Raw genomic sequence first — 22,987 nt, forward strand, 5'->3', positions numbered from 1 at the left:
ACCACCTGAGCGAGGAGTGAACCATGGCTGCTGCCGGCCTCTCATCACCTGTCAGCCCGACCCCTGCGCGCCGCCCCGCCCGGGAACTGCTGCTGGAAGCTGCGGCGCGGCTTTTCTATGCCAACGGCGTCGCGGCCACCGGGATCGACACCATCACGGCCGAAGCCGGAGTGGCCAAAAAGAGCCTCTACAACAACTTCAGCTCCAAGGCGGATCTGGTGGCCGCATACCTTGAGGCGAGGCACGGGGAATGGCTCGGCCTGTACCGCAAGCGGCTGGCAACGGCGCCGACACCGCGCAGCCAGGTCCTGGCCGTCTTCGATGCCTACCTGGACCACGCCAACTTCGCCTACCAGTACGGCTTCCGGGGATGTGGCCTGCTCAACGCCGCGGCTGAACTGCCGGCCGGCCATCCCGGCCGGGACGCTGTGCGCCGCCACAAGGAGGAAGTCCAGGAACTCCTGGCCCGGCACGTATCGCCGTTGCTGCAGGGCCGGGAAGAACAGGTCTCCGCCGTCGCCGCGCATCTGGCGTTCCTCCTCGAAGGCGCCATGGCCCGCGCCGGGCTGGAAGGCAATGACGGTCCGCTGAAGGACGCCAGGCGCATGGCCGGTCAGTTGCTGGACGCCCTGTGAACATCGAGCGCCACCACCCGAAGGCCCAACGCTGGGGAGCGATGTCCGTCGTGGCTGCCTCCGTCCTCTGGGGCACCACAGGGACCGCAGCCACCTTCGCCCCGGGCGTGAGCCCGCTGGCCATTGGCGCCGTGGCAATGGGACTGGGCGGCCTGCTGCAGGCACTCTTCGCAGCGCGGCACATCGGCCGCCAGGCGGGCAGCCTGCTCGCACGGTGGCGCCTGGTCTTGCTCGGTGCCGCGGCCGTTGCCACCTACCCCCTGGCCTTCTACAGCTCCATGCATCTCTCCGGCGTAGCCGTGGGAACCGTCGTCTCCATCGGCTCGGCCCCCGTGGCGGCAGCCCTCATCGAACGCTTCGCGGACAGGAAACCGCTGAGCAGGCGATGGATTCTTGGGGCCCTGCTGGGAGTCGGCGGCGCCGCCATGCTCTCCTTTGCAGGGCATGCCGCCGCAGGGTCACCACCGGTCCCGGCTGCGCCGGCTGCTACGGGGGAGGCCACGGCTTGGAGTCCGACGGCGGGAATCCTCCTTGGGCTGCTGGCCGGCGCCACCTATGCCCTGTATTCCTGGGCTGCGCACCGCCTGGCGGGCACCGGGGTCACGGCCAGGGCCGCCATGGGCAGCATCTTCGGGCTGGGCGGACTCCTCCTGATGCCTGTCCTCGCGGTGACGGGCGGCCCGCTGCTGGAGTCCTGGGGCAACGCGGGCGTGGGGGCCTACATGGCTGTGGTGCCGATGTTCGCCGGGTATGTCCTATTCGGCTGGGGCCTGGCCCGCGTGGGGGCAAGCACCGCCACCAGCATCTCCCTGCTGGAAACCGTGGTGGCTGCTGTCCTGGCCGTTCTGGTGGTGGGCGAAAGGCTCCCGGCACTCGGCTGGCTTGGCGCCGCCGTCGTCCTGGCCAGCCTGTTCATCCTGACCCCACGCACCCGTCCGGCATCATCACCTGCAGCGGCACAGCCGGGGGCGAAAGAACAGCCTGCCGCAGGATCAGCCGGTGTGCTGCCGCCCCGCGCTCCGGGCCAGCACCGTGGGACCCAGGAGCAGGCAGGCGCCCAGGCCCAGCAGTAAAATCCCCAGCACCACCGCACCCGGTGCAGGGACTCCGGCCCCTGCCAGGATGAGCACCACGCCGATCAGGGCCGCCAGCATCCCCGGGAACAGGCCTGCGGGGAAACGCCGCGCCGGATAGCCGGACAACAGTTCCATGGCCAGGTGGGGATCGTCCGCGATCAGCCCCAGTTCGAGCTCCTTGAGCAGGCGTCGCTCCTCATCGGACATTGGCATGGCGGGCCCCTGTTTTCCCTGGGAGGCGGTAACGGTATCGACCGTAGGAGCCTTCTACCGGTTAGTCAATAGGTCCAGTGGCGCTGCACGGCCGTCACTCCAGGACGTCATAGCGCAGCTCATTTTCCGTTACCCGTACGCCTTTGGTGGGAACATGCGGAACTGCCTTGGCCGGCGGCATCAGGTGTTCAACGGGCAGGCCCGCCAGCAGGACGCAGTGGTCCGCGATGAGGCGGCGGTGGCAGCGCCACCACAGGGTTTCGCTGCACATGATGGCGGTGGTTGTTGCCTGGGAGCCTGCCACCAGTTCTGCGGCTGCCGCCAGGAAGTCTTCACTGCGCATATAGCCTGCGTAGGCGCGGAACGACTCGTTGCGGAGGGCCGTATCCGGAGAATCCGGGAGCAGCTTGCGGAACCCGCCCAGCCGCTTCTCCCAGCGGTAGCCGATACCCGCCTCCGGAAGCCACAGGGCCAAACGGTCCTTGCCGAAATGCGGGTACTTGCGGCTGCCCGGCCCGATCCGGACATCCACCAGGGACGTCACCCCGGCGCTGCGGAGCAACCCGGCGAAGTCCTCCTGGGAAGCGGTGCCGTGACCTACGGTGAACAGGTCCTTCATCGAAGCCATGATAGGCGCGGGGGCGGGGTGGCCCGCAGAAGCCGGCTACCGTCGTCGTAATTCGGCGAACTCGATGGACGGCACAATGGCGCCTGCATCCCGTTCCACGAAGTTGGTGCCCGGGGGCACCAGGTCGTCAATGGCGTCCAGCACTGCCTCGCCCAGCTGGACGTCGGCCGCGCGGAGGTACACCTGAAGGTGTTCTTCGCTGCGGGGGCCGATGATCACGCTGCTGATGGCGGGGTGGGTCAGGGCGAATCCCACGGCCAGGTCCACCAGGGACAGCTCCAGCTTGTCCGCCAGGCGGGCCAATGAGTCTGCGGCGAGCAGCTTCCGCTCACTGGACGGTCCGGACAGGTCGTACCGGCCGGGAAGCGTATGGACGCGGGTGGGCGGCTTGCCCGATTCCAGCACGAAGCTGCCGGAAAGCCAGCCGCCCGCCAGGGGGCCGTAGGCAAGGACACCCAGGCCGTACTGCTGGGCAATCGGCAGCACGTCGCGTTCATTGCCGCGGACCAGCATGGAATACGGAACCTGGTTTCCCAGCGGCGGGATCAGGTGGTTGGTGGTGGCCAGCCACTGTGCCTCCACCAGCTGCGCCGGCGTGAACACGGAGGTGCCGTAGTACAGGATCTTGCCCTGGCGGATGAGGTCGTTCAGGGTGGTGATAGTTTCCAGGACGTCGGTGTTGTAGTCCGGCCGGTGCGCCTGGTAGAGGTCGATCCGGTCCGTCTGCAGCCGGCGCAGGCTGCCCTCCACCGCCTGCGTGATCCAGCGCCGGGAGTTCCCGGAATGCGCGGGGTTGGGGCTCATCTGGCCGTGGAACTTGGTGGCCAGGAAGACGTCGTCCCGGCGTCCCCGGAGTGCGCGGCCCACCACCTGCTCCGATTCGCCCTGCGAGTAGACGTCGGCGGTATCAACCGCTGTGATGCCGGCGTCCAGTGCCGCGTGGATGATGCGGATGCTCTCGTCAGCGCCGGTGGGTGCACCCTGGCCGTTGCCGGTCCCCTCGCCGAAGTTCATGGTCCCCAGGGTGAGGGGACTGATGGGGGTTCCCGACCGTCCGAACACCCGCAGTTCGCTCAGGCTCATCTCCGGTCTCCTCCATTCAGTTGCCGTGCCCTGGATTGTCACGACGCTACACAGATCAGGCAGGCGGCCGCAGATTTCCGTTGCAGTCCTTCTCTTTTCGTCGCATGGAGTAACCGGCGCAGCGGGGATGACGTTTTGTGGCGCGCAAAGAGGAGCGAATTACGCCTATATTGAGGGCATGGGCATCCTCAGCAGCGATGAACAGTTCGTCCAGTTGCACGACCTCATCATCGGCAGCAGCAACGTCGCTGACTTCCTGTCCGAGCTTTCCGTTGTGGCCGCGTCAACGCTCAGCGATGCGGCGGGTGTCTTCATCGAATGCGGGGTCACGCTCCGCCGCCGCAAGCGCAGCGCGACCATTGCCGGCAGCAGCGAACGGGCCGCCGTGCTGGACAAGCTGGAACAGGTCCTCGGGGAGGGGCCGTGCATCGCATCCCTGGACGCAATGCAGCCCATGGTCCTCTCCGACGTCCACACCGATACCCGCTGGCCCGACTACCAGAAGGTGCTGGCAGAAAACGGCTGCCGCAGCGTGCTGGGCGTGCCCTTGGCACTGGACCGGAACCAGGCAGCCGCGCTGAACTTCTTCGCCGCGGAGCCTGATGTCTTTGCCCCCAACGTCATCCGCACGGCGGAGGGATTTGCGGACCTTGCCGGCCGGGCGCTGAGGCTGGCCCTGCGGATCGCGGACGCACAGAACCTGGCGGATGACCTGAAGGCCGCCATGGCGAACCGCACCACGATCGACCTTGCCTGCGGGGTGATCATGGCGCAGAACCGGTGTACCCAGGATGAAGCCATGGCCTTGCTCACGAAAGCGTCCAGCCACCGGAACCAGAAGCTGCGGGACCTGGCCGCTGAAGTCCTTGGCCGGGTCAGCGACGGGCCGGTGACCACGCACTTCGATCCGTAGCCGGCCGGATCCACCCTCCAACTTTTCCCCGCCCGGCTGCATGTCGCCTGGGTTTCGCCTCTGCGCCGCCCTGCAATAATCTGAACCAACGGTTGTGCACGGGGGTGTGAGCGCCCGGCACGACAGGCAGCACTGCAAGTTCCGGGACCATCACAGACGAGGCGGACACCCATGACGGCTTCAGACCAGCAGCACGCAGCACGGCCAACGAGGCCGGCAGACCCTCCTGCCGCTGCCCCGGGGCCGGTGGATCCGCACCTGCTGCAGCGGCTGGCCGACGCGCATGGCGTGGGCACGTCCTTCCAGGGCTGGGACGGGCTTCCGCATTCCGTTGCCGAAGCAACCCTGATCAAGGTGCTGGCAGCGCTCGGAGTCGAGGCGCACACCAACCAGCACATCGAGGCAGCCCTCGCGGAGGTGGAACTGGCGCCCTGGCGACGGATGCTGCCGGCCGCCGTCGTCATCAAACAGGGTGAACCGGCGCAGGTGCCGGTCCATGTGCGGGACGGTGCCACCGCGAGCCTCACCATCGCCCTTGAAGGGGGAGCCGGATCCCGGGAGGCGGTCCAGCAGGACATCTGGATCCAGCCCCGGGAGGTGGACGGCGTCTCCACCGGACGTGCCACGTTCTCCCTTCCCGAGGACCTGCCGTTGGGCTGGCACACCCTGCATGCGGAGTCGGAAGGCGCCACGGCCAGCGCTGTCCTGGTGGTCACACCGGCCCGGCTGGCCACGGCAAAGCCGCTGGAGGAGCGCCGCGGCTGGGGGCTGGCCACGCAACTGTATTCGGTCCGGTCCAAGCGGTCATGGGGCATCGGCGACTTCGCGGACCTGGCGGACCTGGCGGCCATCAGCGGTGCACGCGGGGCCGACTATGTGCTGGTCAACCCGCTGCACGCGGCGGAGCCGGTCCCGCCCGTCCAGCCCTCGCCCTACTCGCCGTCCACCCGCCGGTTCTTCAACCCCCTGTACATCCGCATCGAGGCCATCCCCGAGCTGGCGTACCTCCGGCCCCGGAAACGGGCGGCGCTGGAAAAGCTGCACGAGGAAGTGGCCGGCCTGAACAGGGACGGTGTGCGGCTGGACCGGGACGCCGTCTACGCGGCCAAGCTGCAGGCACTGGAGATGCTCTACCACACGCGGCGTTCACCTTCCCGGCAAGCCGCCTTCGAGGAGTTCTGCCGCATCTCCGGCAGCGGCCTGGACGATTTTGCGCTCTGGTCCGCCATCCGCGAGGACCTGGCCCCCGGTGATCCGTTGTGGGTGGATCCGGCGTGCGCCATCGGAACCCCGGAGGCGGAGGCGCTGCGGGAGAAGCTGGCGGACCGGATCGGGTTCCACCGCTGGCTGCAGTGGATCTGCGATGAGCAGCTGGAAAACGCCCAGCAGGCGGCCCTCCGCTCCGGGATGCGGTTGGGCGTGGTGCACGACCTCGCGGTCGGCGTAGACCACAACAGTGCCGACGCGTGGACCCTGGGCCGTGTGCTGGCGCCGGATACCAGCGTGGGCGCGCCGCCGGACATGTACAACCAGCAGGGCCAGGACTGGGGCCAGCCGCCATGGCATCCCGCCCGCCTGGCCGAAGCCGGCTACCAACCGTTCCGCAACATGCTGGCCAACGTGCTGCGACACGCCGGCGGCATCCGCGTGGACCACATCCTGGGCCTGTTCCGGCTGTGGTGGATCCCCATGGGAAATGCGCCCGGGGACGGTGCCTACGTCCGGTACGACCACGAGGCCCTGATCGGCATCCTGGCCCTTGAGGCGCACCGGGCCGGTGCCGTGGTGATCGGAGAGGACCTGGGTACCTTCGAGCCCTGGGTGCGTGACTACCTCGCGGCCCGCGGCATCCTGGGCACGTCAATCCTGTGGTTTGAGTACGACGGCGATTCGCCCCTTGCACCGGAAAAGTACCGTACACAGGCGCTCGCCAGCGTGAACACCCACGACCTTCCGCCCACGGCCGGGTACCTTGCCGGCGACCATGTGGGGCTGCGGAGCCGGCTGGGGCTGCTGGAGCGGTCTGAGGAGGAAGAACGAGCCGAGCACAACGCGTCGCTGGAGAAGATGTTTGCCCTGCTGCGCGAACGCGGGTACCTCTCCGAGGGGGCAGCCGGCGGAGCCGGCGCGCAGTCGGCGGAGGAGCACACCATCGAGGCGCTGCACCTCCTGCTGGCCCAGGCACCGTCTGTACTGCTCGGTGTGGCACTGGTGGACGCGGTGGGGGAGCGGCGGGTGCAGAACCAGCCCGGAACAACGGAAGCCCTGTATCCAAACTGGCAGGTTCCGCTGGGCGGGCCGGACGGCAGGCCGGTTTACCTGGACGACCTCCCCGGCAATAGGCGCTTCAACGCACTGCTCGCTGCCGTGGAGGGATCCCTGCACGGGTCCTGACTGGCTGGTTAACCACCATGGCCCCGCCGCTTCCGTAAGCGGCGGGGCCATGGTGGTTGTTCCGCTGAACTAGCCTGCGGTGATCACGTGGGTGAAGTGGTCGTAGCGGAAGGTGACCGGGCCGCCGTCGTGCTCAAACACGATGTTGGCTCCGGGTGTTGCCCCGCCGGCCCCGTAGCTGATGTCCCATGACTTGTTGAGGGCCGCCTTGAACTCGTAGCTCCCTGCCGCCAGGTCAGGCACGGTGAGCTTCCAGACGAGGTCTGCCGGGTCCAGGACCAGCTGGGCCTGCTGGCAGGCGGGCTCCCAGTCGGTGGCGCAGCCCAGCTCGCTGTCCATGCTTCCGGCCGCCGCCACGGCGGACGGCTGCTGCGACGCGTAGACGGCGCTGAGCAGGTGCGTGCTGTTGTCGTAGCGGAACGTGACCGGTCCGCCGGGGTGGTCCAGCACGATGTTCTGGCCATTCAGCTGGCCGTCGGAACCGTAGTTTTCGTCCCAGCCGCCGTTGAGCGCTGCCTTGTACTCGTACTTCCCGGCCGGCAGGTCGGCGGTCAGCCGCCAGATGCGGTCCGCCGGGTCCAGGACCATTTTGGCCTGCTGGCACGTGGGATCCCACTGCGCGGTGCAGCCCATGGCCTGGTTCAGTGATCCGGCCACCGTCACCGAGTCCGGCTGCGGCGCCTGGCCTATCGTGACGGTCCTGGTGCCGCTGGTGACGCTGAAGCCCGTGCCGGCCATGACGGCCCGGTACTGGACTTTCGTGCCGTCGGCCAGCGTGGAGACATCATCGGTTGCCGAGTACACGGGCGACGACGAATCCGTGCCCACCGCCGTCCAGTCTCCGCCGTTCACGCTGCGCTCAAAGGTCACTACGTAGCTGGCCTTCTCCGGATCGGCGGTGGCGCTAAGTTCCACCTTTCCTTCCACGCTGCTGCCTTCGGCCGGCTTCTGCAGGGTCAGGACGGGCGCGGGGACGCTGGCTTGGCGGCTCTGGCTGGTGGCGGTGTGGCCGCCGTTGTCCAGCACCGTGGCGCGGTACTCCAGGGGCGTCCCTGCGTCCAGGGCCGCGACGTCATGGAACACCTGGTAGGGGGCGGTGTCGTCCGTGCCGATCGGCTGCCACTGGCCGCCTGCCGTGCGGGCCTCGAAGGTGACCTCGTAGAACGAAGAACCGTCGACGTCGGCCGTCACGTTGATGCGCCCGTTGTCACTGGGGGCTGCGGCCGGCTGCTGGAGGGCGACGGCGGGTGCAGCCTTTGAGTGCGGGATCCGCCCCGAGGATTCGTAGACGACGGCGGAGAGCGGCGGCACAGTGACCGTCAGCTTGGCGTCCTCCGAGGTTTTGGCTTCGTCGGCCCCTTCGCCGTAGATGCGCGTGTAGCTGCGCTTGGCAATGTAGGTGGGGACTTCGGCCGTCTGTGGCTGGGCGCTGTTGTTCAGGGCCACCACGTATTCGCGCTGGTCCTGGGCGTCCGTGCGGGAGAAGGCGTAGATGCCGGGGCCGTCCGAGGCGTAGCGGTGCTGGTGGGCGCCGTTCCGCAGCGCCGGGTGCTCTTTGGTCAGGGCAGCCAGCTCCTTGATCTTGGCGTACAGGGGGTGGCCCGGGTTGAAGTTGTCCGTGGCGTGCGTGGCATCGGTGCCCAGCAGGTCATCGTCAAGGTACTCCGGCACCTTGCTGGCGAAGAGCGTCTGGCGGGCGTCCTGGTCGCCGCCGGGGCCGGTGAAGCCCTGCTCGTCGCCGTAGTAGACCACCGGGTTGCCGCGGGAGAAGTACATCAGCTCGTGGGCCAGCTCGCCCCGGGCCACCTTCTCGGCGTCGCCGGCAGCCGGGTTGTCCTGGGCAATGAAGCTGCCGATGCGGCCCATGTCGTGGTTGCCCAGGAAGGTGGGGAGCTCGTAGACGTTGGAGTCGGCGTCGGTGTACCAGTCGTCGCCGGCGAAGAAGGTTTGCAGCGCCTTGGCGTCCTGGCTCCTGGACGCGAAGTTGCGGGCCGCATCCTGGAAGGGGAAGTCCAGGACTGCCTGCATCTTGTTGCGGGTGGTGAACTGGGACGTGAAGCTCTTGGTGGTGTCGAAGACCTCGCCGAACATGAAGAACTCGTCCTTGCCGTGCTCTTTGGCGTAGCTGAGCACGTTGGGGCCGAATTCCTGCCAGAATTCGTTGTTGACATGCTTCATGGTGTCGATCCGGAAGCCGTCCACGCCGAAGTCGCCGATCCAGGACTTGTAGATGTCCTCCATGCCGTGCACTACTTTGGGGTTTTCGGTGAACAGGTCATCGAGGCCGAAGAAGTCCCCGTACATGGAGTCCTCGCCGGTAAAGGTGGTGTCGCCCCGGTTGTGGTACAGGGTGGAGTCGTTCAGCCAGGCCGGCACTTTGAGGTTTTCTTCGCCGGGTGCCAGGACGGGCTTGTAAGGGAATGAGGTGTTCGCGTCCAACTGGGGGAAGGTCCCGGTGCCGGCGTAGTCGCGGTCATCGAAGGGTTCGCCGGAGGCCGTCTTGTATGGGGCGGCGTCCTTGGACACGTAGCCCTTGCGGTCGCCCTCCTGGTAGCCGATGACGTCAGCGGTGTGGTTGGTGATGATGTCGAAGTAGACCTTCATGCCGCGTGCGTGGGCCTCGTCGATCAGGGCCTTGAGTTCGTCATTGGTTCCCAGGTGCGGATCGATTTGGGTGAAGTCGGTGACCCAGTAGCCGTGGTAGCCGGCTGACTTGTCCTCCGGTTGGACTGCCTTGTTCTTGAAGCTGGGGGTCAGCCAGATCGACGTGGTGCCCAGGCCCTGGATGTAGTCGATCTTGTTCCGGAGGCCTGCCAGATCGCCGCCGTTGTAGAAGCCTTTTTTCGTGGGGTCGAAGCCGGAGACCATGGGATCGGGGCCAAGGCCGCCCTGGTCGTTGGCGGTACTGCCGTTGCTGAACCGGTCCGCCATGACGAAGTAGAAGTTTTCATCCGTCACGGGACCACGCAGCGAATGCAGGGCGGGCGCGGCTCCCTGGTTCCTGCTGGCGGGGCCGTTGGAACCGGGACCGTTGGAGCCGGGACCGTTGGGGGCGGCCTGGGCCGGGAGGATTGCTGCGGAGACGGCCACGGCGGCCGCCAGGAGGCCGGCGGCGGACCGGACAGCAAAGCGTTTCCGGGGTGGCTGGGTGGCTGGGGGATGCGGTGTCCCCGCCGGACCTGCCGGCAGGTGGGCGCGTGGGGGCGCGCCGGGAGGGGTGCGGAATAACAAGGGTGAGACCTTCCTGGGAAGCAGCGCTGCTGTACAGGCTTGCCGTTGACATGGGGATGCGGCAGGAGGGTTCGAAGGACAGCATGCTGTCTTGTGAACCAAGTCACAACTGTAAGCGCTTGCACTGAATTACTCCAGTGTTTAGGGAGCGCGCTGGCGCGGTAACTTTCCGCCCGGACCTGCAGTGCTAGCCGGCGGCTACCAGCGCGGTGGGCGAGGCTGCATGCAGGGTGTGCAGCACCCGTCCGGGAAGGCCGGTGATGGGATCCAGTTCAAAGGTCGCGATGTTGTGTGATCGTTCGTGCGCCACATGGAGCCAGTTTCCGCGGACCACGTGGTGGCGCGGCCAGTTCCCGCCGCTGTCAAAGTCCTTGACGGGGACCAGTTCGGTGCCATCCCCGGCAACCTCCAGGACGCTGATGAGGTTGGAGCCGCGGACGCCGGCATAGGCGAAGTTCCCCCGCGGGCCCAGGCAGATCTCGGCGGCGGAGTCGCCTTGCTGGCTTCCTCCCGCTGTTGCAGGTCCCCGGAATACCAGCTCGTAGGTGCCGGCCTCGGGACGGACCACGAAGACTTCCACGGAGTACTCCGACACGATGAAGACGTTCCCGTTCGGGTGCTCCACCAGGTGCCGCGGGCCGCAGCCGAAGGGGAGGACCACCTCGTGGTCCGCCACCAGCCCGGCGCCCGGCTGGTAGGTCCAGATGCGGAGGGTGTCATGGCCCAGGTCTGTGGTCATCACGCGGCCGTCCTGGAGCATCAGGCTGGCGTGGGCGCGGCTTTGCCGCGGGCTGCCGGGAGAAAGGGCCGCGTGGGGATCAACCGACGGTGCGGCGGGGAACCGCCCGGCCATGCCGCCGTCGGAATCCAGCTCGTAGAGGAGGACCTGCCCGTCGCCCCAGCACGCGGCCGTGACAAAGCGGCCGTGCGGGTCAACGGCAACATGGCAGGTGGCCTCACCGGCCGGCTGCGGTTCCCCGTAGGGTTCCAGGGCGGCCTCGCCGTGCCGGCGGTAGGCCCGGACCTTCCTGCGCTGCTCAGCCGCCGCGTACACCACAGGAAGGGTCGGGTGTACAGCAACGAACGACGGCGATTGAGCCTCGACAGCCGTTCCCAACCATTCCAGGCTGCCGTCCTGGTGCGCGCGGACAGCGCCGATGCCGTCCGCACGGCCGCCGCCGTCGGGGGTATACGTGCCGATCCACAGGATGTTGCTGGCCCGATTGTTGGTGGCTGCGCCGTTGGTCATGGTCCAATCCTGCCAAGCTTTCGCCCCTATTCCCGTACCCCGGGCCGCCGATTAGCATGGGATTTCCGGCAGTGGCAGAAGGGAGGCGGGCGCGGTTATGGCTGCAGCTACGTCGATTTTCCCCACCCGGGGCCCTTCGGAGACCTGGGCCTAGCCCGCGTGGAGGTGTCCGTGGGCTGGCGGGAGGGCGGCGTTCAGCCTCCTCGTGGGTTGCCGGCTGCTCACGGCCAATCCCCGCAGCTGGGCTACGACCAGATCGTCTCCCAGTTGCGTTCCGCAGGCTGTGTTTTCGCCGAAGATGAGGCCCGGCTCCTCCTCGCTGAGGGCGCCGGCCCCGCGGAACTGTCACGCAATATCCAGCAGCGGGTGGAAGGCGTCCCCCTCGAGCACATCCTGGGCTGGGCTGAATTTGCCGGCGGCCGCGTGGTGGTTGAGCCCGGCGTTTTCGTGCCGCGGCGACGCACGGAACTCCTGGTCAACGCGGCCCTGGACCTGCTGGCGGAGGACGCCCTGGCCCTCCCGGCGGATGCCGCACTGCCGGCACCCCCGGTGGTGGTGGATCTCTGCTGCGGATCCGGGGCCGTGGGAACCGCCATCCTTCGCCATGCCCCGCAGGTGGAGCTGCATGCAGCGGATATCGAGCCTGCTGCCGTAAGGTGTGCCCGGCGGAACCTGGAACCCCTGGGCGGCCATGTCCATGCGGGTGACCTGTTCGCAGCCCTCCCCGCCGCGCTGCCCGGCCGGGTCCGGGTGCTCGCGGTCAACGCTCCGTACGTCCCTACGCGTGCAATTCGCACCATGCCGCCGGAAGCCCGCCTGTACGAACCCGCTGCCTCGCTCGACGGAGGCCCGGATGGCCTGGACTTCCACCGACGGGTCGCCGCCGAAGGCGTTCACTGGCTGGCTCCCCACGGTCATCTGCTGATCGAGACCAGTGAGCAGCAGGCAGCCGGGACCTCCGGCATCTTGGCCGCAGCCGGGTTCGCGGTTCGTACTGTGCGGTCGGAAGAACTGGACGGGACGGTGGTCGTCGGACGCCTGCCGGCCCAAGGTGTGGGCGCGGCGTAAGGCAGTGGCTTTCCGTGTGCCGCGCCCACCTATCGCTGCCGTTTGTGAAACCTGCTAGCGGCCGTTCCTGCTACCCCTCCAGCTGCCGTTCCTGAAAGTGCGCGTGTTAGCAGATCTTGCCAGGCCTCAAAGTGCGCACCGAATGGCCGAAGCAATGCCTCAAGCAACGTCTTTCCAGCCAGCCTTCATTATTGCCGAGGGTGGGGTGGCGGGGGTGGTTTGAAGTAGTGGTTTTGTTGGGGTGTTTGGGTGGGGTCGATGTGGGGTGGGGGGATGAAGGCTGGAGTGCCGGGGGTGGTGGTGATGGTCCATTGTTCTTTGTGGACGAGGTGGTGGTGGTGGCTGCAGAGCAGGACGCCGTTACTGACGCTTTGTTAGTCCGACCCCATGCAAAAGCCCCGCTCGGCCGCGATCTACGCCCGCATCTCCTCAGACCAGACGGGGGAGGCCCTGGGCGTGACACGCCAGCTGGAGGACTGCCGGAAACTCGCCGCCGATCATGGCTGGACCGTGGGTGAGGAGTACGTGGACAACGACATCAGCGCCTTCAAAGGAAAGCCGCGGCCGCAGTACCAGCGGATGCTCGATGATCTTGCCGGAGGCTACCGTGACGCCGTAATCGTCTACAACATGGACCGGTTGACCCGGCAGCCGATGGAGCTGGAACAGTTCACCAAGCTGTGTGAACTGGCTGGGGTGACACAGGTCAAATCCGTGACAGCGGACATCGATCTTGGCAATGATGACGGCCTGTTCATGGCCCGCATCCTGGCAGCGATTGCCTCCAAAGAATCCGGCCGGAAGTCCCAGCGCCTCCAGCGCAAGGCGCGTCAAACCGCAGAACAAGGACTACCGAACGGCGGACACCACCGCCCCTTCGGATATGAGCAGGACCGCATGATGGTCAACGAGGCCGAGGCGGAAATTCTTCGGCAGGCCGTGGCCCGGTTCCTCGCCGGGGAATCATCACGTTCCATCTGTGTGTGGCTGAACGAGGAAGGCGTACAGACCACTGCTGGTGGTCAGTGGCAGACGATGACGCTGAACGCGATACTCAAATCCGGGCGAATCGCAGGACTGCGGGAACACAAGGGAATCGTCGTTGCGGACGCCCAGTGGCCCGCTATCATCACACGTGAACAGCGACAGCAGATTCTTGGCCATTTCGAAACCAAGAGGCGCACGAACGCCCGCGCCCCGCGCCGCTACGTCCTCTCCGGGCTCCTTCGCTGCGGCAAATGCGGAAACAAACTATTCTCCGCCATTCGCGTCGACACCCGCCGCTACGTCTGCCTGTCTGGGCCCGACCACGGCGGTTGCGGTGGCATCGCGATCGTCGCCGCCCCACTGGAAGAGTTTCTTGCCGCAGGCGTTCTTATGCGCCTGGACACCATCGAGTTGTCCGAAACGCTGAAAGGCCGCCGCGCAGCCGACGACCGACAAAGCACCTTGCTTGAGTCGCTGGAAGATGACCGGAACCAGATGAAGGAGCTTTCTGAACTATGGGCAGCGAAAGACATCTCGAGCGCGGAGTGGAAGGCCGCCCGCGGTCCCATCGAAGCCAGAATCAAAGCCACCGAACGGCAGCTGGTGCAGGCATCCAACTCAACAGCACTTGATGGCCTGATCGGCACCGGCAGCCAGCTGAAGGAACAGTGGGAAACGCTGAACCTTGACCGGCAGGCCGCGATCATCAAGGCCGTTTTGGACTATGCGACCATCCTGCCCGGAACACCTGGGGCACGGTCACTGGACCCGGCCCGGATTCAGCCCGTGTGGCAGCTATGACGCCGCGGCGGTACTCCGGCCGCTGCCGCGTCCGTCCGTTCCCTGCGCGGCACCCATAAGCACGCCAACCCGGGCAAGAACACCGGGATCAGTCACGCGAACCGGAACACCCTGGGCAGCGCACGTGGCCTCCACCCACTCAGCCAGCACCCGCTGATCGACCATCACGCACCCCACTGCGCCCAGATAGCAGGGGCACCTGCCCAGTCCTCAACGGAAGCCGAAGACCACTGCGTGACAGGTGGGCCGTTCAGGTAATCGGAAGCCTGGGCGAGAACGTCACCGGGGGAGTCGCCGCTGAGAGCAAGTCTGACCGGTTGGAAGCCCTGCGCCACGTCGTAACGGTGCAGCCCGAATACCCGCGACTCTGGATCAGTGAACGTCTTGGTCACGTACTTGGACAGATATCCGGCTGCCTTGCGGGCCTCGGACAAAGCCCCGGAGCCGACCGGCAAGTCACCCAGCAGCTTGATATGGACGTGCCCGCGGCCCCACACTTCTCTGATCAGGCGCTGCCGGATGTATTGGCCGACGGCGAAGTGGGCATGTAGGCCGTGATCTGTCTTGTGCCACTCCGGAACCCAGGCGTATGGCAGTGGAGAGCCACCAAGTCCTGACCGGAGGTCCCGGAAAAATGCGCCAAGATGGGAGCGCAGTTCCTGCGGATCATGGCAGGGCTTTGCGTATGTGAGGGTGCCGAGACGGTTGAGCCGGTTTGCTGCACAGTAGCGGCGAAGTTTCGACCGTGCCCGCTTCCCGGCCTCCGCAGCCGCACGCTCTGGATCGGCAGCAGAGCCTTTTGCCACGAACGCGCGGTTTGGTTTGTACGACGACCGGAACCCACCGCCGCCCTCGCCGGCATCCGGAAACAGCGAGAAGAACCAGCCGGCATCGGCGGCGATGAGCCGGCCAAGAGAAGTGCTGACAGGTGACGTAGACATAGGACCCCAAGAGAACGAAACCGACAAGGAATCGCCAAGGTCCACTGAGAAAAGAAAACAGAAGTTGATTTTCGACAGGGGCCTCAGCATCCGGTCTCGCTCCGGCGGGCCCAACTCTGTCATTTAACCGTGAGCATTCCGTATGGACGCGGGCCTACCACGCTGCTCAGCCCCTCAGGAAGGCCACCTGCTAAGAATCCATACCGGCCCTGAGTTGGTCCTGCCGGGTACTGCAATGCGCCCATCTTGCCACACGAATTACACGGCTGTCACTACCTGCCGCGGGACCGTTCGTCCTCGGACGCTGAGCGTCCTCCGGGCGCTGCGTCCCTTGCCATCTGTCCCTGTGGTTTGGGTTCTCGGTCTGCTGGGACACTTCCGAGTTATGTTGCTATTTCAAGTAAAGGCGGTTGTGCCGCCTGCGGCGTCACAACCGCTTCGAGGCAGTTACGGCGTCTTCGCGTTCGCCACTTGAATGTCACGGATCATTCGGTTAGTCACGTCAAGGCTGAGTGACAAAAGATCCTGCGCTTCGTCGAGGTCGTACACTTTGTCGGGATGCTGAGTCGGATTGCGATAATTACGGCGGATGCTATCAAGTGCATCCAAGAGGCCCGCCGGAACCTTTTTCTCTTTGAGGTGGGTCACCATCGGGCCCCACATAAGCGGCTGCTTGATTCGATTCCGCCGTACCTTGCAGCAGTAGTAATGCCGGAGTACCGCTTCGGTTCCACGCATAAGATGGAACGCTGCAGATGTCGGTAGTTCGTATGCGATGCACCGTCCGGCCTCGCGCATATCTACCTGGGCGATTTCCGGGAGCTCAGCAAAGACTCCCGACGCCATCAAAGTAGAAAACTCGTCGGTGAGCTTCTGGATCGTATAACGCTTATCTGACGCGGCATAGTTAATCTTCCCGGATGCCTCGGCCAGAAGGGCCTCGCGAAGAATCTCAGCTCGCCTCCACAGTTTTTCCGTTTCTTCCTGCGTCAGTGCACGTGGGCTTGTTGCCGTGGCTCCAGAAATGGATTTGTCTCCGTCTTCCATCTTTAGGAGGTCTAACTCTGCCGGCTTGGCAGGGTCCACTCCAGCTTCCCTTTCCCAAGCCTTGATCATCTCGAGTAGGGGGTGGAGCAATCTGTGCGTGACATGGAATTCGTACCGCTGCAGAAGCAGGTCGAGCTGCTGGATATTTTCCGCAACGGCACCTTCGGAAAATATCAGCGACCCGGAATTCGCGTCCATGAGATACCGAACAGCGGTACCGATGTATATATATCCGGCCGTAGACCTTTTTTCCATGCTTCTTTTCGCTTTCCCCTTGATCCCCGGCTAGCCTACAGCCCGAGAAGAGGACGTATTAACAATTAGCGCCGTTGTTGGTGGTGGTGGGCCCGCCGTGGGACCAGTAGGTGATGTGGTGGGCTTCGCACCAGGGTGCGGGGGGTGGTGCAGTTGGGGAAGGCGCAGCCTTGGTCGCGGGTGGTGAGGGCGGTGCGTTGGGCGGGGGTGAAGAGGCGGGTTTTGCGGCCGAGGTCGAGGATTTCGCCGGTGGTGCCCAGGAGGGCGGGGATGATGTCGGCGTCGCAGGCGACTTTGCGGAGCGTGGCGGCGGGGACGGGTCCGGTGAAGGCGAAGGTCCCCGTACCTGTCACTGTTTCTGCGCTGTGGTCTTTGCTTGTGGGTGTGGCGGGGTTGGGGGGAAGAGGTCTTGGTAGTTGATAGTGGCGATGATGTGGGGTCGGTTGCCGCCGGTTGTGGGCAGGGTGTTGGTGGTGAGGGCTGTTTTTGCGGCGGTAATGAGGCCGTCGAGTTGTTTCTGGGCGCGGGTGCGCCGGTCCAGGTCAATCCCGCCGGGTTGGCATGCTGCTGCCTTGTCCCCGGCGGTGCGGGGGTTGGTGGCGGTGTTCATGACGGTGAGGAGGTGTTCGTATTGGTCGGTGGTGGCGAAAATCTCGAGGTGGTGGAGGCCGTGGCGGGGCTTGCGGATGAAGGCGCCCTGGGTGTGGCGGAGGGCTTCTTCGGTGGGTTCGCTCCCGTCGGCGTCGATGGTGTCGGTCCAGCGTTGGGCGACGCGGGTCAGGAAGTCAGGGTCGGTGGTGGTGGCGGCTGTGGTGAGGTGGTGTTCGATCGTGTCCAGGGTCTCGGCGGTGGTGTGGTGCTGGAGCCGGTCCAGGGTTGCCGTGATGAGGGTGGCGGCGTGCGAGGACACGGCAGGTCCGTACCCGGCCGGGGACGTGATCCCGGTCTCCGTGGCCCCTGTGGTGGTGGGGGTGATTGCGGCGGCGAGGTGGGGCCGGGCTGGTGGGAGTGGTTCGCCGGTGAGGCTGGTGGCCGGGAGGACCTGGTGGGCGAGGGTGAGGCGGCGGCGGGCTTCGCGGATGGGGATCCGCAAGCGCAGGCGGAGGAACTCCGCAGTGTTCCGGCACCCGTCATCGGCCGGTGACACCACCGGGCGGCCAGGACCGGCGGGCGGATTGGGCCAGGTCGCGTCGGTCTCAACCACGGCGGCGGACCGGGCGGCACGGGTCGTGGCTGCGGCGTCGGTGATGGCCTGGGCGCGGGTCCGGTCCACCGCCCCGGCGCCCAGGAGCTGCAGGTACTCCACGCTCCGGGCGAGGTCCTCGGCGCGGGCGGCGAACTCGGCGGCCTCGAGATAAGAGGCAGACGCCAGAACATCCGGGGCGGCCACGGCAACGGCCGCGATCCGGACCGCCAACCCAGCCAGGAGGTCCTGGTGGCCAGGACCTGTGGCCCGGTGCTGTGAAGCCTCCCCTGGGACCGCATGAAGGTGGGCCGGGCGCGGCAGCCAGCTGCCGGCGTCGTACGCTTTCCGGCCGTACGCCGCACCAAGATGCTCCCCAATGGCCTCCATAACCACACTCTGCCAGCCACCACTGACAACGAAGAGACCCAAAGACCCCTATGTGGAAAACGCGCGAACCGTAGTGGATCCACCCTTAAACACTGCCGGCCGCCGCGTCCCCCAAGGATCGCGACGGCCGGCAAGGCGATTCACTTGTAGCACAACGGCTGGTCATTCCCATGTCATGCGGCGGGACCCGCGTCATGAATGACCGGTGAAGAGTCAACTAGGACTTCGTGCCGTTCCCATCGGAGGTACCAAGGTTGGTGGTCTCCGGGTGGGTGCTGTGGGCTGGGATGTGGTCCCCGCCCAGGGCGCCGGCGTCGCCGGTCCCGGAAGTGCCGGTCGAAGTACCAGGGGCAGCAGTAGAGGGTCCTGAGGCCTGGCCGCCACCGGATGCGCCGTCACGGTGCATCGCAGAGCCAATCACAGTGCCTGCCCTGCGTGCGGCTTCCCCAAGCTGGTCTGCCACTTCAGGCGCCTTTTCCTTGATGGTTTCCGTCGCCACGGACACTTTGTCCTGCACCGGCTTGCTGTCCCAGATGCCGGCCGCGCGGGCCTTCAGCTTGTCGTAAGCAGCGCGGCCTGACCGCGAACCGAGGACGTATCCCACGGCAACGCCTACACCCAAAAGAAGCTTGTTTTTCACGATGATCTCCTGCTCTGCGAGAAGGTTGTCAGTCCCGGCCGGGGCAGCGGGCGCCGGTTGCCGGGGAAAATGAAAGCCGGCCCGGGGATGATGTCCCCAGGCCGGCTTCCTGGCTTGCCCGTGCAGTTATCCGCGGGCGCTGCGCTTGGTGACCATGCCGTAAATGGCAAGGACGATCAGCGAGCCGACGATCGCCAGCAGCCACGTCTGGATCGAGAAGAACTCCTGCAGTCCACTGCCGAAGATCATCCCGCCCAGCCAGCCACCGAGCAATGCGCCAACGACGCCCAGGATCAGAGTGATGACCCAGCCGCCACCCTGCCTGCCCGGGAGGATCGCCTTAGCGATCGCACCAGCAATAAGTCCGAGAATCAGAAATGCAATAAATCCCATTTGAAGCTCTCTTCCTAAGTAAAGGAGGCCTCCAGGTTCCGGAGGCACTTCATCCTTCTGGCTCAATAGTAATCATGCTTACTATCTTTTTGCCAACCCCGTTTTTGGAAAAAAGTGCAGTTCAGGCTGGTTTCAGTGTCCCGTTTGGTCCGAGTCGTTGCCCGCTCCGGGACCCTCGTCAAGGATGGACAATTCCGCTAGATCCTGCGGATCCAGGGCGAAATCGAACACGTCCAGGTTCTCTGCCATCCGCTCCGGCGAAGCGGTCTTCGGAATCGTTACCAATCCGTTTTGTATGTGCCACCGAAGGACGAGTTGGCCAGGGGTTTTCCCATGCTTTTCCGCCAGTTGGGAAAGGATGGGAGCCCCCAACAAACCCGCCCCCGAGCCGCCCAACGGACTATAAGACTCAGTAATAATGCCATGCCGTCTATGGAATTCCCGCTCGGCGGACCGCGTGATGGCCGGACTGAGCTGGATTTGGTTTACCGCAGGCACCACGTCAGTCTCCGCCATCAGCCGCTCGAGGTGCGCCGGCTTGAAATTGGACACTCCGATGGACCGGACTTTTCCCTCGGCCTGCAGCCGTTCAAAGGTCTGCCAGGTGGAGATGTACTGATCCCTGCCGGGCAGAGGCCAGTGGATCAGCAGCAGGTCCACGTAATCCAGCCCAAGACGCGCCAGCGACCCCTCCAGGCCTGCTACGGCGCGGTCGTGGCCTTGGAATTCCCCGTCCAGCTTGGTGGTGATAAAGAGCTCGCTGCGGTCCACGCCGCTGGCCCTGATGCCGTTGCCCACACCGCGTTCGTTGCCGTACTTCACGGCGGTGTCGATATGCCGGTACCCGGCTTCCACGGCCTGTGCGACGGCGGCGGCCGCTTGTTCGTCGTCCAGGGGCCAGGTGCCAAGCCCCAGCTGCGGAATCCTGTTGCCGTCATTGAGGTCGATGAGCGGTGCAAGTGTCATGCGATCAGTCTGCCCCCTCCTGGCCGTCCCGGCTCCCGGTGCCCGCGATTCGGGACGGCCCGGAGGATACTGCCGGCGGCCTAGGCCAGTTCCTCTGCCAGTTTCCGCTTCAGGATCTTTCCACTGGGTCCCAGCGGGAGCTCGGACAGTATCCTGACCACGCGCGGATACTTGTAGGCCGCGAGCTGGGCGCTGGCGAAGTCCATCAGCTCGGTCTCGGTGACACTGGCCCCCGCGTCCAGCACGATGGCGGCCGCGATTTCCTGGCCGTGGACATCGTGCGGGATGCCGTAAACGGCGGCGCTGACAACTGCAGGGTGTGTCAGCAGGACTTCCTCCACCTCCCGCGGATACACGTTGTAGCCGTTGCGGATGATCATGTCCTTCTTGCGGTCCACGATGGTGAGGTAGCCGTCGTCGTCCTTGGTGCCAAGGTCCCCGCTGCGGAACCAGCCGTCCACCACGGCCTCGGCGGTGGCCTCAGGCCGGTTGAGGTAGCCCTTCATCAGCAGGTGGCCGCGGATCACCAGCTCGCCGAGTTCCCCGTTGGGCAGCAGTTCGATCCGCTCCGTCACCTCAGGGCGGGCGATTTCGATATCAACGCCCCAGATCGGGATACCGATGGTGCCGGGCCGTGGCTGCATGCCCACGTGGTTGAAGGCCGCAACGGGGGACGTCTCGGTGAGGCCGTAGCCCTCATGGATCTCCACGCCGAAGACGTCACGGAACCGGTCCATCACTGCCAGTGGAAGTGAGGCTCCACCGGAGATGCCGTAGCGCAGGGCCGCCGGCCGGTCCGGCACGGTCTTGGCGGCCTCCAGGAGTGCCACGTACATGGTGGGGACGCCCAGGAAGATGTTCACGTCGTGCTTCGCCAGCAGCTTCAAGGCGTCCGGGCCGGTGAACCGGGGCATGAGGACGATGGTGGCCCCGGCGCGAAGGCCCGTGTTCAGCACCACCGTCTGGCCGAAGGTGTGGAAGAGCGGCAGGCCGCCGAACAGGACGTCGCCGGGCCGGAAGTCCATCACGCTGGTCAGCAGGACGCTGGTTTGTTCCACCAGGGCGAAGTGGCTGCCCGGTGCGCCTTTGGGCTTGCCGGTGGTGCCTGAGGTGTACAGGATGGTGGCCGTGTCCGATGGGCGGCAGGGTTCGTACGTCCGGATCGGCTCCACGGCGGCCGCCTCCGCTTCCAGCCGCGGAAGCCCGCCGTCGTCGGGAGCCATGACCGTCAGCACATCGACCCCGCTGGCTGAAGCACCGGCGGCGCCCTCCGTGAGCAGGGGAGCGGCGCAGATGAGCAGCCTGGCGCCGCTGTCCTGCAGGACGTACTCGATCTCGCGGGCCTTGAGCAGGGCGTGGACCGGGACAACGATGGCGCCCAGCGACAGGATGGCGTAGTACACCCGCGCGAAGTCCGGCACGTTGGGGATCAGGACGGCGACGGCGTCTCCCGGGCCGATTCCCCGCGCCCGCAGTGCACCGGCATAGGCGCGGGTTTGGCTCCACAGGTCGGCGTAGCTGACCTGGTCCTCGCCCACAACGAGGGCGATGCTGTCAGGATTCCTCTTGGCTGATTCTGCCAGGACGGCAGCGACGGAGATGGTGGCGAAGCCGTCAGCGGAGTTGGTGTTGGTCATGGCCTGCTTCTTTGTTGGGATGGGTCACGCTGTGAGGATCAGGGCGTCGCCCTGGCCGCCGCCCCCGCAGAGGGCCACGACCCCGGTGCCTCCGCCGCGGCGTTTCAAGGCCAGCGCCTGGTGCAGCACCAGGCGTGCACCTGAGGCGCCCACGGGGTGGCCCAGTGCGATGGCGCCGCCTTCGGCGTTGACAGTTTCGGTGTCGATGCCGAGATCGTTGGCGGACTGGATGAGGACCGAGGCGAAGGCCTCGTTGATTTCCACCAGGTCCAGCTCCTGCACCGTGAGTCCCTGGTCCTTGAGCGCGCGCTCGATGGCGCGGGCGGGCTGGGAATGCAGGGATCCGTCGGGGCCTGCGGTCTGGCCGTGGGCGCCGATCTCGGCAATCCACTCCAGGCCTGCTGCTTCCGCGGCCGCCTTGCTGGCAATGACCAGCGCCGCTGCGCCGTCGGAAAGGGGCGACGACGACCCTGCCGTGATGGTGGCGGTCCCCGCCTTGGAGAACGCCGGGCGGAGCTGCGCCAGGGATTCGGCGGTGGTGTCCGGACGGATGCCTTCGTCGTGTTCGAGGGTCATGGCAGGTCCCTTGCGCTGCGGTATCTCGATCGGCGCGATTTCCTCCGCCATGATCCCGGCGGCGCGGGCGGCTTCGGCACGCTGGTGGGAGCGGGCCGCGACGGCGTCCTGCTCTTCGCGCGTGATGCCGCGTTCGGCGTTGCCGGCGTCGGTGGCCTCACCCATGAGCTTCTTGCTCACCGGGTCCTGCAGCCCGTCATGGTTCAGGGAGTCCAGCATGGGGGCATCTCCGATGACGACGCCGGCCCGCAGCCCGGGGACCAGGTGCGGCGCGTTGGTCATCGATTCCTGGCCGGCGGCCACGATGAAGTCGGCTTCCCCCGTGCGGATCATCCGGGCAGCGTCGATCACGGCCGTCAGGCCGGACAGGCAGAGCTTGTTGATGGTGATGGTGGGAACGTCCCAGCCGATTCCGGCGGCCAGGCTGGCCTGGCGTGCGGGGCCCTGGCCCGCGCCGGCCTGGATGACCTGGCCGACAATGACGGCGCCGATCTGCTCCGGTGCCACGCCGGTGCGTTCCAGCGCGGCGCGGATGGCGTGGGCGCCCAGTTCGCTGGAGGAAAAGGGCGTGAGTCCGCCGCGGAACCTGCCAAACGGGGTGCGGGCGCCGCCCAGGATGACGGGGATGTTGGCGTTCTGGTTCAAGAACAGTCCTTTCAGGGGATGATGGGCAGCCAAAGC

At 66.2% G+C, this 22,987-nt stretch carries 20 protein-coding genes; 6 read left to right on the forward strand and 14 right to left on the reverse strand.

Annotation, left to right across the window (positions count from 1 at the left end; genetic code table 11):
- Positions 1-23: 23 nt before the first annotated feature.
- Positions 24-635, forward strand: coding sequence for a TetR/AcrR family transcriptional regulator (locus LDO22_RS15795; RefSeq protein WP_224024457.1), 612 nt, complete (start codon positions 24-26; stop codon positions 633-635).
- 41 nt (positions 636-676) lie between these two features.
- A complete protein-coding gene (locus LDO22_RS15800) occupies positions 677-1,708 on the forward strand; it encodes a DMT family transporter (RefSeq protein ID WP_224027261.1) in 1,032 nt (343 codons plus the stop codon).
- On the opposite strand, the gene LDO22_RS15805 is transcribed toward LDO22_RS15800, so the two are convergent.
- From LDO22_RS15805 to LDO22_RS15815, 3 genes are all read right to left on the reverse strand, one after another.
- Positions 1,628-1,924 carry a DUF3040 domain-containing protein gene (locus tag LDO22_RS15805; protein ID WP_224024459.1) on the reverse strand — a complete coding sequence of 99 codons (297 nt, stop codon included), beginning with the start codon at positions 1,922-1,924 and terminating at the stop codon, positions 1,628-1,630. The two genes, LDO22_RS15800 and LDO22_RS15805, sit on opposite strands and share 81 nt — an antisense overlap.
- A gap of 94 nt (positions 1,925-2,018) precedes the next feature.
- Positions 2,019-2,543 (reverse strand): DUF488 domain-containing protein, encoded by a 525-nt coding sequence (locus LDO22_RS15810; RefSeq protein ID WP_224024461.1) that lies wholly within the window; start codon positions 2,541-2,543, stop codon positions 2,019-2,021.
- Positions 2,544-2,588: 45 nt separating this feature from the next.
- Positions 2,589-3,635 (reverse strand): aldo/keto reductase, encoded by a 1,047-nt coding sequence (locus tag LDO22_RS15815; protein ID WP_224024463.1) that lies wholly within the window; start codon positions 3,633-3,635, stop codon positions 2,589-2,591.
- Positions 3,636-3,813: 178 nt separating this feature from the next.
- On the opposite strand from LDO22_RS15815, the gene LDO22_RS15820 reads away from it, so the two are divergent.
- Entirely contained in the window at positions 3,814-4,548 is a 735-nt protein-coding gene (locus LDO22_RS15820) for a GAF and ANTAR domain-containing protein (RefSeq protein ID WP_159633931.1), read from the forward strand.
- 171 nt (positions 4,549-4,719) lie between these two features.
- Positions 4,720-6,942, forward strand: coding sequence for a 4-alpha-glucanotransferase (malQ, locus tag LDO22_RS15825; protein WP_224024465.1), 2,223 nt, complete (start codon positions 4,720-4,722; stop codon positions 6,940-6,942).
- 69 nt (positions 6,943-7,011) lie between these two features.
- On the opposite strand, the gene LDO22_RS15830 is transcribed toward malQ, so the two are convergent.
- Both LDO22_RS15830 and LDO22_RS15835 read right to left on the reverse strand, forming a co-directional pair.
- A complete protein-coding gene (locus LDO22_RS15830; protein WP_224024467.1) occupies positions 7,012-10,173 on the reverse strand; it encodes an alpha-amylase family glycosyl hydrolase in 3,162 nt (1,053 codons plus the stop codon).
- A 187-nt stretch (positions 10,174-10,360) separates the two neighbouring features.
- Entirely contained in the window at positions 10,361-11,422 is a 1,062-nt protein-coding gene (locus LDO22_RS15835; protein WP_224024469.1) for a beta-propeller fold lactonase family protein, read from the reverse strand.
- A 210-nt stretch (positions 11,423-11,632) separates the two neighbouring features.
- On the opposite strand from LDO22_RS15835, the gene LDO22_RS15840 reads away from it, so the two are divergent.
- A complete protein-coding gene (locus tag LDO22_RS15840; protein WP_224024471.1) occupies positions 11,633-12,490 on the forward strand; it encodes a putative protein N(5)-glutamine methyltransferase in 858 nt (285 codons plus the stop codon).
- A 387-nt stretch (positions 12,491-12,877) separates the two neighbouring features.
- Positions 12,878-14,278 (forward strand): recombinase family protein, encoded by a 1,401-nt coding sequence (locus tag LDO22_RS15845; protein WP_224024473.1) that lies wholly within the window; start codon positions 12,878-12,880, stop codon positions 14,276-14,278.
- Between the two features lie 164 nt (positions 14,279-14,442).
- On the opposite strand, the gene LDO22_RS15850 is transcribed toward LDO22_RS15845, so the two are convergent.
- From LDO22_RS15850 to LDO22_RS15885, 9 genes are all read right to left on the reverse strand, one after another.
- A complete protein-coding gene (locus LDO22_RS15850) occupies positions 14,443-15,342 on the reverse strand; it encodes a hypothetical protein (protein ID WP_224024475.1) in 900 nt (299 codons plus the stop codon).
- Between the two features lie 324 nt (positions 15,343-15,666).
- The gene (locus tag LDO22_RS15855; RefSeq protein ID WP_224024477.1) at positions 15,667-16,464 is read right to left on the reverse strand and encodes a hypothetical protein; all 798 of its coding nucleotides are present in this window, start codon (positions 16,462-16,464) and stop codon (positions 15,667-15,669) included.
- A gap of 122 nt (positions 16,465-16,586) precedes the next feature.
- Positions 16,587-16,874, reverse strand: coding sequence for a DUF222 domain-containing protein (locus LDO22_RS21790; protein WP_263422184.1), 288 nt, complete (start codon positions 16,872-16,874; stop codon positions 16,587-16,589).
- Positions 16,871-18,094, reverse strand: coding sequence for a 13E12 repeat family protein (locus LDO22_RS15860; RefSeq protein ID WP_263422185.1), 1,224 nt, complete (start codon positions 18,092-18,094; stop codon positions 16,871-16,873). Before LDO22_RS15860 ends, LDO22_RS21790 begins: the two co-directional genes overlap by 4 nt.
- Before the next feature lie 217 nt (positions 18,095-18,311).
- Entirely contained in the window at positions 18,312-18,734 is a 423-nt protein-coding gene (locus LDO22_RS15865; RefSeq protein ID WP_224024478.1) for a YtxH domain-containing protein, read from the reverse strand.
- A gap of 126 nt (positions 18,735-18,860) precedes the next feature.
- A complete protein-coding gene (locus LDO22_RS15870; protein WP_043451908.1) occupies positions 18,861-19,127 on the reverse strand; it encodes a GlsB/YeaQ/YmgE family stress response membrane protein in 267 nt (88 codons plus the stop codon).
- Between the two features lie 132 nt (positions 19,128-19,259).
- A complete protein-coding gene (locus LDO22_RS15875; protein ID WP_224024480.1) occupies positions 19,260-20,093 on the reverse strand; it encodes an aldo/keto reductase in 834 nt (277 codons plus the stop codon).
- Positions 20,094-20,173: 80 nt separating this feature from the next.
- Positions 20,174-21,730 (reverse strand): long-chain fatty acid--CoA ligase, encoded by a 1,557-nt coding sequence (locus tag LDO22_RS15880; protein WP_224024481.1) that lies wholly within the window; start codon positions 21,728-21,730, stop codon positions 20,174-20,176.
- Positions 21,731-21,754: 24 nt separating this feature from the next.
- Positions 21,755-22,951 (reverse strand): acetyl-CoA C-acetyltransferase, encoded by a 1,197-nt coding sequence (locus LDO22_RS15885; protein WP_224024483.1) that lies wholly within the window; start codon positions 22,949-22,951, stop codon positions 21,755-21,757.
- Positions 22,952-22,987: the final 36 nt, after the last annotated feature.

The organism is Arthrobacter sp. NicSoilC5 (assembly GCF_019977395.1).
GTDB lineage: Bacteria > Actinomycetota > Actinomycetes > Actinomycetales > Micrococcaceae > Arthrobacter.

Coding starts and splice junctions, on each gene's coding strand:
- LDO22_RS15815 (WP_224024463.1), bottom strand. CDS start 3,635: ATGAGCCTGAGCGAACTGCGGGTGTTCGGACGGTCGGGAACCCCCATC.
- LDO22_RS15820 (WP_159633931.1), top strand. CDS start 3,814: ATGGGCATCCTCAGCAGCGATGAACAGTTCGTCCAGTTGCACGACCTC.
- LDO22_RS15810 (WP_224024461.1), bottom strand. CDS start 2,543: ATGAAGGACCTGTTCACCGTAGGTCACGGCACCGCTTCCCAGGAGGAC.
- LDO22_RS15835 (WP_224024469.1), bottom strand. CDS start 11,422: ATGACCAACGGCGCAGCCACCAACAATCGGGCCAGCAACATCCTGTGG.
- LDO22_RS15860 (WP_263422185.1), bottom strand. CDS start 18,094: ATGGAGGCCATTGGGGAGCATCTTGGTGCGGCGTACGGCCGGAAAGCG.
- LDO22_RS15880 (WP_224024481.1), bottom strand. CDS start 21,730: ATGACCAACACCAACTCCGCTGACGGCTTCGCCACCATCTCCGTCGCT.
- malQ (WP_224024465.1), top strand. CDS start 4,720: ATGACGGCTTCAGACCAGCAGCACGCAGCACGGCCAACGAGGCCGGCA.
- LDO22_RS15845 (WP_224024473.1), top strand. CDS start 12,878: ATGCAAAAGCCCCGCTCGGCCGCGATCTACGCCCGCATCTCCTCAGAC.
- LDO22_RS15870 (WP_043451908.1), bottom strand. CDS start 19,127: ATGGGATTTATTGCATTTCTGATTCTCGGACTTATTGCTGGTGCGATC.
- LDO22_RS15805 (WP_224024459.1), bottom strand. CDS start 1,924: ATGCCAATGTCCGATGAGGAGCGACGCCTGCTCAAGGAGCTCGAACTG.
- LDO22_RS15800 (WP_224027261.1), top strand. CDS start 677: ATGTCCGTCGTGGCTGCCTCCGTCCTCTGGGGCACCACAGGGACCGCA.
- LDO22_RS15875 (WP_224024480.1), bottom strand. CDS start 20,093: ATGACACTTGCACCGCTCATCGACCTCAATGACGGCAACAGGATTCCG.
- LDO22_RS15795 (WP_224024457.1), top strand. CDS start 24: ATGGCTGCTGCCGGCCTCTCATCACCTGTCAGCCCGACCCCTGCGCGC.
- LDO22_RS15850 (WP_224024475.1), bottom strand. CDS start 15,342: ATGACAGAGTTGGGCCCGCCGGAGCGAGACCGGATGCTGAGGCCCCTG.
- LDO22_RS15855 (WP_224024477.1), bottom strand. CDS start 16,464: ATGGACGCGAATTCCGGGTCGCTGATATTTTCCGAAGGTGCCGTTGCG.